Raw genomic sequence first — 11226 nt, 5'->3', positions numbered from 1 at the left:
AGCAACACGGCGAACACGAAGCCCAGCACCACGGCGGAGACGGCCGAAGGCGCAAAGCCGCCGTTGGCCTGGAAGGCGGCGACCTGATCGGCAGAGGGCGTCATGGCGACGGTTCCTCGTCGTCGGCGCGGTCACGGCGGACGTAATCGCCGGCCAGCGGGACGGGATCGCGCGGCTGGGCGCGCTGAGGCACGAGGTAGTCCTGCAGGCCGGAGCGAACGCGCTTCAGGTCTGAGCGCAGTCGGGCGTAGTCGAAGTGATAGCGGGCGCGTTCCTGCGGAGCGGTATTGGCGGCGTGCTCGGCGAGGCGGTCGATCAGGTTGAGCTGGCGGGCGAGCGCGGCGAGCTGCTCACGCTCCGGAGTGTCGTCGGCAATGGCGGGTTGCAGGGCCGAGAGCGACACGGCCAGCAGCACGGCCAGCGAAGGCCATGCGGATGCGCGGCGGTTGGTCTGACCCATCGAGCCATTCCCAAGTGAAGCGAATGGCCTTGATGCTGTGTCCCTTGCGCGGCTCGCGCCGCAATCAAACGGAACCGGTGGTCAACCGTATTTCAGATGTGTTGCTTGATCTGCTAGCCGACGCTCTATCTACTGTCACGTAGCAGGGCAAGCAATCCCTCCTTACCCGCTTCGACCATCAAACTATTTCCTTGCTCAGTCGCTAGCCCACAACCGCTCGTCATCCTGGGTCGCCGCCCAGAAGTCATCGAACAGCGCCAGATTGAGCTTCATCGCCTTGTACACTCGGTAGATTCGCTTGTGGTTCCAGTCCGGACGCGCACGGCGCAGGACCTTGCAACACTTCCAGAAGCCGCGGCTCGGGCGATTCTCGACCACCTCGGCCAGGGCCGCGATGATCTCGGCATCCCGTACCGTCCAGTGCACCGGCGGCTGGTACCACGCTGCCCGCGACAACCCAACGCAATCACAGGACCGGCTCAGGGGCCGCGTGTGCACCTCGACCAGGTACCGCACGGCCTCGCGCTTCTGCTCCGGCCCTACAGTTTTTTTGCGATCAGATCCTTCATCGCGGCGTTGTCGAGCGCCAGCTCGGCGTACATCCGCTTGAGCCTGGCGTTCTCCGCTTCCAGGTCCTTGACACGCCGCAGCTCGGAGGCCTCCAGGCCGCCGTACTTCGACTTCCACTTGTAGTAGGTCGGAACGCTGATGCCGGCCTGCCGGCAGATGTCCTTGACCGGCACGCCGGCGTCGGCCTGCTTGAGGATCGAGACGATCTGGGTCTCGGTGAAACGGGACTTCTTCATGGAACCTCCTGGCTGGGGAAAACATGCCAGAAAGTTCTACTTATGGGGTGTCTGCGGATCGGGGAAGCTTACGCAATATTGCCCCCCCAATCGCTGTGGAAGGTAGCTCCCTGGGCAAGTGCAATTGGAGGGGGATCACTCGTAGGGCCGTGTGCCCCCCATCCTGCAGCGTGACCTGATTGGGTCAAGGCCGGGTTGTCATGCAGGCAGTTTGGCTGCAAGCAGTTCGACCTTCTCGATATTGGGCGGAGAACTGAGCAAGGTCGCGGCGTTGGCCATCAAGGCCGCGGCGATCTGGCCGTTCAGATGTGCTTGGCGACCTGCCTCATCGGCAAAGGCATCGAACACACCAAACGTCGAAGGGCCAAACTTCAATGCGAACCAGGCCGTGGTGCCGGACTCGGCGTTGGCGAGCGGCAGTGCGCTGGCCAGGAAGTCGGCAAGCGCAGCCTCCTGGCCGGGTTTAGCTTCGAGGCGAACAAACAGGGCGAGCTTGGTCATGCTGTATTCCTTTGGGTAAATGGAAAAGTGGGTGAAGGGATCGACGAGACTGCAGTCTAAGTCTTCATGACAGACATCTCTATAGGCAATAACTGCGGCTGGATCTGTTCCCGCGCATCCGCGATCTGGACGAGAGAAAGCTGCTGGTGCCGTACGGCACTGAGGTGCCGGAGATACTCAAGCCGGTGACGAAGTTCATCTCACTGAAGGTGTTCATCAAGAGCTATGATCAGCTCATGCGCGTCGCCGCATCGGTCAAGGACGGTACGCTGACCGCGATTCTGGCGTGCCAGAAGTTCGGGTCGGATGCCGTGGGCGATGACGTTCGAGCGGCGGGAAACCAGTTCGGGCAACTGCAGAGAACGCTGTTCCTGTGCGACTACTACACGAAGCCCAATTTCCGGCGGGAACTGCATCGTGTGCTCAACCGCGGTGAAGCCGTGCATGTGCTGCAACGCGCGATCTACTCTGGAAGGATGCCGCATCAGAAGGGCCGCACGAACGAGTCTCTCGAAGCGATTTCGGGCAGCTTGACGCTGCTAACCAACCTGGTGATGACTTGGACCACGCAGCAGATTCAGGCGGCGTCCGAGCGCCTGGCCGCGAGGCAGATCATCGCGCCGGCCGGCGTGCTGGCGCATGTTGGCCCGGCTCGTCTCTGGAACGTGAATCTTCGCGGCACGCTGCACTGGCCGATTGACGACTACGCCGACCGTATTTTCGGTGGCGCCCTACGCGACCGGCGCTGGCCGCTCGCCGTTGTGTCGTCGGTCGGCAAAGTCGCTGCAGGCGCCCAACCGTGATGGTTGCCGCCAGGTCGGCCTCCAACGATGGCGGCCCGGTGGCTTTCTCCCAGGCCATCCTGAACCGTGGCGAGGCGGTTCGCCTAGAGGCGCCTACTTTTGGTCCTGATGCCCGTACAGCGGCTTGACCGTCGCATCCACATCCAGAATCCAGTCGCCCGCCGACAACAGCCCCCAGGCGCTTTCACGCAGGTGCCGCTCCATCCAGGCCGCCGTCGCCGCCTCGCGTTCCGCCGGGTGCTTCAGCCCACGTCGTAGCGCGTCCTCCGACAGCACGCGCTGCATCCCCAGCATCCCGGGATTCACGCCGTCATTGCGCAGTGCCGTCACATGCGCACGGCGCCGATGCCCCGACAGGATCGACAGCAGCCACGTGCCCAGAACATCCTGCTTACCAGGTGCATTCGGGCTCGTGTACTCCAGCGGGCACTCGTCTACCCAACGCTGCCACAGCCCCGATATGTGCAAAAACTCGATGAAGTACGGCAACTGGCCCAGCGGCGTGGCCGCCGCGCGCCGGTCCCACAGTACCGGCACCTTGCCCGCGGGAACCTCCAAGCCGGCGATCTCCGCCACCGCTCCCCGCGCCGCTTTCAGCCTCCGCCGTGCCTCACCCATTGGGTGATCCTCCTCGGATCGCTGCCGCCCTCATCCCGTCAGCATTCCCTGGCTACGCCGGAAGGGCATGCGGTTTTTCGGGTTATTCATCTGAGTGATGGCGCTCATTCCCGCAATCGGGTTCACTTATATCGCTGCTTCACTGATTCTCTGTCCGCAGTTCACAACTACTCGGAGGAGACTCGGCAATGAGCCGTCGCGCGCCACTGGCGCCCCATCTTGGATTGCACTGCGCGATCCTGGCCATTTTTGCGTCGGTTGCCGCCTTTTCGCCAACCGTTCATGGTGCCGCGCACGTTGCTGACGACCTGCAGAAAATTGCCTCCAATGGCCAGGCCATGGTGGCTGTCGGCAATGACGTGCTGTACCGTTCGACCGATTCCGGCAAGACCTGGGAGGCGCAAAAGCTCGAGAGGCGAGCGGCGCTGATCGACGTCGCGGCCTGCGCTGACGAGAGCTTCGTTGCACTCGACTTCCATCGTCATGTCTGGACCGGGGAGGCGCAAGGTACCGGTTGGCGCCGTGCCGAGGGCTCCATGCCCGAGGACTTCACCCCCATGGCCTTGGCATGTGCGCCGGACGGTGGATTCTGGGTGGTCGGAACCTATTCCACGGTGCTGCATAGCAGCGATCGCGGGGCGAGCTGGCAGAAGACCGAGTTCGGCGAGGACGCGATCCTCAACACCATCCGTTTCCTCGACGCCGACCATGCGGTTGTGGCCGGAGAGTTTGGCATCGTTGCGCGCAGCAGTGACGGCGGCGCCAGCTGGCAGATGCTGCCCCCCATTCCGGACGATTTCTACGCTTTCGACGCCTGGTTCACCGACACCGATACCGGATGGCTGACGGGCCGCGGCGGGATCATCCTCGGCACCCGCGATGGCGGCCAGAGTTGGACGTCGGAGACCAATGCCGCCGGGGTGCCGATGTACGGCTTTGTGCCGGGTGCCGGTGGCCGCCTGTTTGCTGTCGGCGAACTCGGTCTGGTCCAGCAGCGCGGATCCAATGGCGAATGGCGGGTTTTGCCGAGCGCGACCTCCGGCGGCGGTTACCTGCGTGGCGGCATCGCCCTGCCGGGGGGCTCGTCCCTGATCGTGGTCGGCGGTTCCGGCGCCAGCACGCCGGCGATGGTGAGCATCGAATCGGAGGGTATCCATTGATTCGCCAGAAGATAGTCGCCGCCCTGCAGCGGGGCGAAGAGTGGATTTTTGCCAGCCCGCGCTTCGTGCTCGCGCTGATTCTTGGTCTGTCGGCGTTCTTCGCCAGCCAGATCCCCGGCATGAAAATGGCTTCGGATTTCGAGGACCTCCTGCCGCAGCAGCACCCCTATATCCAGCTGCATAACGAGGTGCGCGGGATCTTCGGCGGGGCCAACGTCATCACGGTGGCGGTGGAGGTCGAGCAAGGCACGATCTTCAGCAACGAGACGCTGGCTGCGATCGAGCGCATCACGCAGGGCATCGATGTGCTGCCCGGCGTCAACCACAACCTCGTGTCCAGCATCACCCATCGCACGACGCGGCGGGTCTACATCAACGAAGCGGGCACGATCCGCTCCGAGCCCTACTATGACCCTAATGCCGAGACCCTGACGGCGGCGCAACTCAAGGCCTTGCAATCGCAGGTGCAGGCGGACCCGCGCGTCAGCGGACGCCTGGTGTCGGCCGATGGCAAGGTGGCGATCGTCCGGGCACAGATGAACAGTTCGACTTCCGACGAACTGATCGAGGCCTTCGCCGGGCTGCAGAAAATCCGCGAGGCGGAAGCACGCGACGGCCTGCGCATCTACGCGGTCGGAAACCCGGTGCTGACCGGCTGGGTTTACACCTATCTGCCGCAGATCGTCGAGATTCTGCTGTACACCGCGGCCCTGATTGTGCTGTTGCTGGCGGGATACTTCCGCCGACTCTACGGCATCGTGCTGCCCTTGCTGGGCATTCTCCTGTCCTCGGCATGGGGCCTGGGCTTCATGAATCTGGTCGGCATTCATCTCGATCCATTGTCGATGCCGATCCCCTTCCTGATTGCTGCCCGTGCGACCTCACACGGCGTGCAATTGGTTGAACGCTACTACTACGAACTGGCGCGCACCCAGAACGGTCGCCAGGCCGCGCGCAACGCGCTCGATGCGCTGTTCCGCCCGGGCTCGCTGGCGATCATCGTCGACGCCATTGGTATCGCCGCGGTAGCGATCGGTGCGGCGCCGTTCAACAAGCATCTCGGCGCCTTTGCCGGCTTCTGGGCCTTCTCGGTGATCTTCACGGTGCACTTCATGGTGCCGCTGGCGCTGACCGTGCTGCCGCAGCCCCGGCGCACCGAGAACAACCGCGACCAGACTTCGGCGACGTTGCACCGGATAGTGGAGCCGGTCTCCAGCCCCGGCGTCGGCCGTGCGGTGCTGCTGGGAGCCCTGGCGCTGGTCGGGCTGGGCGCATGGGGTGCGACCCAGGTGCAGTTCGGAGAGTCCGAGCCTGGATCACCGATTCTCCAGCGTGACCACGACTACAACCGCTCGGCGCACCTGATCTCGGAGCGCTTCCCCGGCAGCGAGGAGTTGTTCGTGGTGGCCCGCTCCAGCGAGCGCGAGGGCTTGCGCAGGCCTGAGGCAATGGCCGCCATGGAGAAATTCGAGCGCTACATGCTCGAAGAACCGGTGGTGGGTGCGGCCAATGGCCTCCCTGACCTGGTGAAGCAGGTCAACCGCCTGACGCACGAGGGCGATCCGCGCTGGCTGCAGATTCCCGGAGATGCGCGCGGCGTCGGCAGCCTGATGTACGCCTTCGAGTATTCCAGCCCGGTACCCGGAGCCCTGCGTGAGTACGTCAACCCCGAGGAGACGCTGGCCAACCTGAGCTTCTACCTGCCGGATCTGCAGGCCAAGACGATCGAGGCGGCGGTGCAGCGCGCGAAGCAGGGCGCCGAGCTTTTCGGCAAGGGCATAGAGGGCTTCACGATCGAACCGGCGGCCGGTGTCGTCGGCGTCAACGCCGCGATCAACCAGGCTAACTTCCATGACAGTGTCATGGTCACGGCCTTCGTGCTGATCGCATCGTTCCTGATGGTGGCGATCTACTACAACTCGGCGCACGCCGGCTGGCTGATGATCCTGCCGATGATCTTCGCCACGGTGCTCAGCTACGGCTATCTGGGCATCGCCAACGTCGGCATCAACGTCAACATCATTCCGGTGGTCGCGGTGGGAATGGGCGTAGGAATCGACTATGCGATCTACGTCATGGACCGCGTTCGCGACGAGATAGAGAAGGGGCGAGCGCTGCACGACGCCGTCGCCCATGCCATCAGCACCACCGGCCTTGCGGTGATGTTCACCGCCGCGACCCTTGTCGCCGGTGTGGTCATGTGGGTGTTCTTCTCAGACCTGCGCTTTCAGTCCTCGGCCGCACTGCTGCTGATTGTGATGCTGGTACTCAACGCCATTGGCGCCATGGTCGTGGTGCCCGCCTGGATTCTCGCCTTCCGCCCCGGCTTCGTGACGGCCTCGTCCGCCGTGCCCGCCGGTGCAACCAAGGCGGCATCGTCCCCGGCTCTCGCCATGCCCGTCTGCGGGCGTCAGGCAGCCACCGAATAACCAGAGACTAAATGAGAGGAGTGAGTCAGATGAGGATTGCCGGAAAGGCATCGAGATGCCTTGCGATGGGTTTGTGTGCATGGGGCATGGTCCTGCATGGCCCGACGGTGCAGGCCGGGTACCTGGGCGAGTGGCGCATCAATGGCTTCCTCGAGAACGACACCCGCTACCGCAAGGACGTGGGACTGTCGAAGCTGCGCAACACCGTCAGGCTCGAGGGGAACCGCGAGTTCGATGACTTCGGTCCATTCATCGGCAACTCGTTTACCTTCAAGCTGCGGGGTACCTACGACGCGGTCTACGATCTCAACTCCGATCAGTATGGCAAGGATGCTGGCGGCTCGATCTGTCTCGAGGACACTTCGCGCCTGATCCCGGCGGGTTGTGTGCCGCATGGGCGGGGCGCCTTTGGCGGCAACAACCTCGGATACGGCTTGTTCAATGGGGTGCCGGGCATCGGCCTCGGACAGTTCGGCTTCGACCTGGCGAACAATCCCAACGACGGCATGATCGTGCTGGGCGAGCCCCTGCATCGGCCCGGCGGTGGCGTCGCCTTCGGCGTACCGGTACGGCCCTGCGACGTCGATTCCCGCGGCTGCCTGAGCGGCTACATGGACGGCAGCGAGAACGATCTGCGCTTCCCGGAATTCGCGGACGGCGATCGCCTCGACTGGCTGCGCGAGGTCTATTTCGATACTTCGCTGATGTTCTTCTCGCCGTTCAGCGATAACGAGCAGGAATTGTTCCTCCGCGTCGGCAAGCAGCAGGTCATCTGGGGCCGCACCGATCTGTTCCGCGTGCTCGACGTCATCAACCCGGTCGACTTCTCCCGCAACAATATTTACGACGAGTTGCAGGACATCCGCATCCCGATGTGGATCGCCACGGCAGAGTACCGCATGGGTCCGGTGGCGGCCCTGCAGGATCTCAACTGGCAGGTGGTCTGGAACTTCGACAAGTTCCGTCCGAGCACCCTGGGTCAATGCGGCACCGCCAACGTCATCCTGGATGCCGGCTGCTTCTTCCGCGGCATGAAGAATCTCTGGGATAACGGAGGTACGGTGTCCAACTTTGCCCTGGTGCCGCCAATCCTCGGGCAGCCGGGTAGGGCCATGACGACGGACTTCGGGCCCAACCAGGTCGGCATCCGCGAGGCCAAGCTGCCGAACTGGACGCTGTCGAACACCCAGATCGGTACCAAGCTCGAAGGTGTGCTCGGCGACGTGAGCTTCTCGCTCAACGGCCTGTTGTACCGCTCGCAGCTTCCCAGCCTGCACGGCGGCTCCGAGGGTCCGCCGGCGATCAGCCCCTTTGCCAACCTGCTGCTGCCGGTGGACCTGCAGCTGCCGGAACTGTTGCCAGGGTTGGGCCAGTACAACACCGTGCCGCGCCAAGTGCCGTACCTCATCGCCTTCGACATCGCCTTCCCGCGCGTCAAGCTGCTCGGCGGTTCGCTCGATTTCACGATCGCGCCGATCAAGACGGTGGCGCGCGTCGAGGCGGCGATGACCTGGGGGGAGCAGTTCCCCAACACCCTGCGGCCGAACCTGTATAGCGAGTCGCGCGTTGTGCGCTACGTCGTCGGCCTGGATCGCCTGACTTTCATTCCCTTCCTGAACGCCGACCGCACCTTCCTATTCTCGCTGCAGATTTTTGGCCAGCACCTGCTCGACCACGAGTTGGAGCAGCGTCAACTGGGGCAGGTGGGCATGCCGGACTGGAAGGACAACTGGATCGCCACGCTCTTCATACAGACCTGGTACCTGCAGGACCGCCTGCAGCCGAAATTCGTGATGGCGCGCGACTGGAAGGCCGGGGCCTACGCGATGCAGCCTTCGGTGGATTACCTGCTGTCGCAGAACTTCAAGGTTTCAATCGGCGCCAACGTCAAGTTCGGCGACGGTGCGCAGAAGTTCAACGACTGCCGCGACTGCAACCCCTATCCGCCGTTTACCGCCTATGCCTCATCCGGCGGCCCCTTGCTGGAGGCCGGCCCCATCGGTCTCACCGGCTTCGAGCCGCTGGGCCGATTCCGCCAGGGCCCCCTGGGCTCATCGGACAAGGAAGATGAGGTCTTTATCACCCTGAGCTACCAGTTCTTCTGATCCGGCCCTGCTCAGAAACCCCAGAGAGGAATCCAAGATGAAGAGAATCTCCCGATCCGTACTGGCGATGTTCGCCGGCACGCTGTTCACCGCTCCGGCGCTGGCGCAGAGCGCCGACGAAGTGATCAACCAGGCCTTCTACCCCTACAAGGCCGGCGTGCCGACGGTGCCCGGCGTTGACGTCGGTGTCGTGATCGACAAGAACAACGCCGACCAGTTCAAGGCGGTGCTGGACCCGGTCACCTACGAACTGTTGAAGGAAGGTGTGCACCCATCGATCGAAGTGGGTCCGACCGATTCCTTCGAGGTGCATCCGAAGTACGTGGAGGCGACGCGACAGAACATCGGCAAGGTCAAGATCGTCGGCGGCAACCTCGAAGGCTACAGCGCCGGCCGGCCGTTTCCGGAGCTGCCGTCGAGCAGCGATGCCGACGCCGGTCGCAAGCTGGCGTTCAATTTCCGTCACACGTTTTCGGCGGGCGACAACGTCCAGATCAAGCCGTTCTACTGGAAGTACCGCAATGCCGCCACCGGAAAGGTGGATCGCACCGTCGAATTCCAGTTCAACTTCCTGAACTTCAAGCACCGCGTCGCCGAGGAGCCGATCCCGGCGGTCTCGCCCAATCCCAACGACTACTTCCGTGGCATCTACGGCAAGGCCTTCAGCCCGCAGGACGTGCAAGACACGCAGCTCATGATTCTGGCTTTCGACCAGGACCAGAAGGCCAGCGACGGCTACCTGTATCTGGGCTTCCAGCGCCGCGTGCGTCGCCTGGAGACCAGCCAGACCACGGATGCCTTCCTTGGCTCCGACCTGATGATCCAGGACTTCGAGGGCTACTTCGGCCGCGTGGCCGAGATGAACTGGAACTTCAAGGGAACCAAGACCCTGCTGATGCCGCTGTATCGCCACAACGAGCAGAAGCTGTCGGATGAGTACGAGCAGCCAGACGGCTACAAGTTCGTTGCAATGACCGGCCAGGGTGAGTGCTTCCCCAATGTCACTTGGCAGCTGCGACAGGTGCACGAACTGGAGATGACGCCGGTCGACAAATCCTCGCCGGTGGGTCGCCGCGTGATGTACCTCGACTCGCAGACCTTCGTCGCGCCGCGCACGCTGATCTACGACCGCGCCGACAAGCTGTGGAAGTCCTGGACCATCGGCCATACCTCCACCGAGCATCATCTGCCGAGTAACAAGGGCAAGTTTGCGGCGATTTACGACAGCTTCGGAATGTTCGATGTGCAGAACCAGCGCTGCACAACCGGGCAGTTCCGCACCGAGATTGACGCCAGCAAGAGCCCAGTGCGCATGTTCACCCCGCAGTTCATGCGCAGCGGTGGTGCCTGATGGGCAGGCAGCTGCTCACCGTCGATGAGGTTCGTGGGTGCTGGGCGATCATGCCCACACCCGCGACCCCGGACGCCGGCGACTGGCGCGTCCAGAACACCGTTGACCTCGACGAAACCGCGAGAGCGGCCGAAAAGCTGATCGCCGCCGGAGTCGATGCGATCGTGACCCTGGGCTCCCTGGGCGAGTGCGCGACGCTGACCTGGGAGGAGAAGCGCGCCTACCTGAGTACGCTGGTCGAGACCGTGCGCGGCCGCGTGCCTTTGTTCGGCGGCACCAGTAGCCTAGGTACGCGCGAGACCATCCGCCAGACTCGCGAGGCGCGTGACATCGGCATTGACGGCGTCATGCTCGGACCGCCGATGTGGTGCGCGCCCGACGTGCCGACCGCGGTGCAGTTCTATCGCGACGTCGCCGAGGCGTGTCCGGACACGGCGATCTGCATTTACGCCAACCCGGAGGCCTTCAAGTTCGATTTCCCGCGGCCGTTCTGGGCGCAGGTCGCGGAGATCCCGCAGGTCATCACGGCGAAGTACCTGGGCATCGGCGCACTGATGGCGGATCTGAACCTGACCAAAGGGCGCATCCGCTTCCTGCCGATTGACGCCGACTACTACGCCGCCGCACGTATCGCGCCGGAGGCCTGCACCGCGTTCTGGACCAGCGGCGCAGTCTGCGGCCCGGCGCCAGTGCTGCGGCTGCGCGACGAAGTGGAACGGGCGAAGAAATCCGGCGACTGGGCCCAGGCGCAGGCGCTGACCGGCGCCATCGGCCGCACCTACCAGACCCTGTTCCCGCAAGGCTCGTTCAAGGAGTTCTCGCTCTACAACATCGGCCTGGAGAAGGCGCGCATGGACGCCGCCGGCTGGATGCGAGCGGGCCCGGCCCGGCCGCCGTACACGCTGGTGCCGGAGGCCTATCTCGAAGGCGCCCGCGAGTCCGGCCGGCGTTGGGCACAGCTGCACCGCGAATACGACACCAAGGGAGCCTGAC

Annotated in this window: 10 protein-coding genes and 1 pseudogene; 6 read left to right on the top strand and 5 right to left on the bottom strand. The window is 63.9% G+C overall.

Annotation, left to right across the window (positions count from 1 at the left end; genetic code table 11):
• From C8D93_RS19725 to C8D93_RS19710, 4 genes and pseudogenes are all read right to left on the bottom strand, one after another.
• Nucleotides 1-104 (bottom strand): DUF3262 family protein (locus tag C8D93_RS19725; RefSeq protein ID WP_146216679.1); only part of this gene is annotated, 104 nt, incomplete at its 3' end.
• Complete coding sequence (locus tag C8D93_RS19720) at nucleotides 101-460, bottom strand: integrative conjugative element protein, RAQPRD family (RefSeq protein ID WP_110266956.1); 360 nt, start codon at nucleotides 458-460, stop codon at nucleotides 101-103. The genes C8D93_RS19720 and C8D93_RS19725, both read right to left, overlap by 4 nt.
• Before the next feature lie 258 nt (nucleotides 461-718).
• A pseudogene (locus tag C8D93_RS19715) lies at nucleotides 719-1266 on the bottom strand (transposase); the annotation flags it as partial.
• A 198-nt stretch (nucleotides 1267-1464) separates the two neighbouring features.
• Nucleotides 1465-1767: a putative quinol monooxygenase gene (locus C8D93_RS19710; protein WP_007182542.1), complete on the bottom strand. Its 303-nt coding sequence runs from the start codon at nucleotides 1765-1767 to the stop codon at nucleotides 1465-1467.
• Between the two features lie 92 nt (nucleotides 1768-1859).
• Here C8D93_RS19710 and C8D93_RS19705 point away from each other — a divergent pair, with 92 nt between their 5' ends.
• Nucleotides 1860-2570, top strand: a complete 711-nt coding sequence (locus C8D93_RS19705; RefSeq protein ID WP_110266955.1) for a Tn3 family transposase — start codon at nucleotides 1860-1862, stop codon at nucleotides 2568-2570.
• Nucleotides 2571-2663: 93 nt separating this feature from the next.
• Here the strand turns inward: C8D93_RS19705 and C8D93_RS19700 are convergent, their stop codons facing one another.
• Nucleotides 2664-3188, bottom strand: coding sequence for a hypothetical protein (locus C8D93_RS19700; protein WP_146216678.1), 525 nt, complete (start codon nucleotides 3186-3188; stop codon nucleotides 2664-2666).
• Nucleotides 3189-3376: 188 nt separating this feature from the next.
• On the opposite strand from C8D93_RS19700, the gene C8D93_RS19695 reads away from it, so the two are divergent.
• From C8D93_RS19695 to C8D93_RS19675, 5 genes are all read left to right on the top strand, one after another.
• Nucleotides 3377-4348, top strand: coding sequence for a WD40/YVTN/BNR-like repeat-containing protein (locus tag C8D93_RS19695; protein WP_110266953.1), 972 nt, complete (start codon nucleotides 3377-3379; stop codon nucleotides 4346-4348).
• Entirely contained in the window at nucleotides 4345-6777 is a 2433-nt protein-coding gene (locus tag C8D93_RS19690; protein ID WP_110266952.1) for an efflux RND transporter permease subunit, read from the top strand. The genes C8D93_RS19695 and C8D93_RS19690 overlap by 4 nt, the downstream gene beginning before the upstream one ends.
• Nucleotides 6778-6842: 65 nt before the next feature.
• A complete protein-coding gene (locus C8D93_RS19685; protein WP_110266951.1) occupies nucleotides 6843-8882 on the top strand; it encodes a DUF1302 family protein in 2040 nt (679 codons plus the stop codon).
• Between the two features lie 37 nt (nucleotides 8883-8919).
• Nucleotides 8920-10233, top strand: a complete 1314-nt coding sequence (locus C8D93_RS19680; protein ID WP_110266950.1) for a DUF1329 domain-containing protein — start codon at nucleotides 8920-8922, stop codon at nucleotides 10231-10233.
• Nucleotides 10233-11225, top strand: coding sequence for a dihydrodipicolinate synthase family protein (locus C8D93_RS19675; RefSeq protein ID WP_110266949.1), 993 nt, complete (start codon nucleotides 10233-10235; stop codon nucleotides 11223-11225). The genes C8D93_RS19680 and C8D93_RS19675 overlap by 1 nt, the downstream gene beginning before the upstream one ends.
• The last annotated feature ends 1 nt before the right edge of the window (nucleotide 11226 follow it).

The sequence above is a fragment of the Sinimarinibacterium flocculans genome, from assembly GCF_003201205.1.
Lineage (GTDB): Bacteria > Pseudomonadota > Gammaproteobacteria > Nevskiales > Nevskiaceae > Solimonas > Solimonas flocculans.
This window is presented reverse-complemented; position numbering and strand designations above follow the sequence as displayed.

Bases quoted from the DNA above. Each gene is read 5' to 3' on its own strand.
- C8D93_RS19695 (WP_110266953.1), top strand. From the start codon at position 3,377: ATGAGCCGTCGCGCGCCACTGGCGCCCCATCTTGGATTGCACTGCGCG.
- C8D93_RS19685 (WP_110266951.1), top strand. From the start codon at position 6,843: ATGGGTTTGTGTGCATGGGGCATGGTCCTGCATGGCCCGACGGTGCAG.
- C8D93_RS19700 (WP_146216678.1), bottom strand. From the start codon at position 3,188: ATGGGTGAGGCACGGCGGAGGCTGAAAGCGGCGCGGGGAGCGGTGGCG.
- C8D93_RS19675 (WP_110266949.1), top strand. From the start codon at position 10,233: ATGGGCAGGCAGCTGCTCACCGTCGATGAGGTTCGTGGGTGCTGGGCG.
- C8D93_RS19720 (WP_110266956.1), bottom strand. From the start codon at position 460: ATGGGTCAGACCAACCGCCGCGCATCCGCATGGCCTTCGCTGGCCGTG.
- C8D93_RS19680 (WP_110266950.1), top strand. From the start codon at position 8,920: ATGAAGAGAATCTCCCGATCCGTACTGGCGATGTTCGCCGGCACGCTG.
- C8D93_RS19710 (WP_007182542.1), bottom strand. From the start codon at position 1,767: ATGACCAAGCTCGCCCTGTTTGTTCGCCTCGAAGCTAAACCCGGCCAG.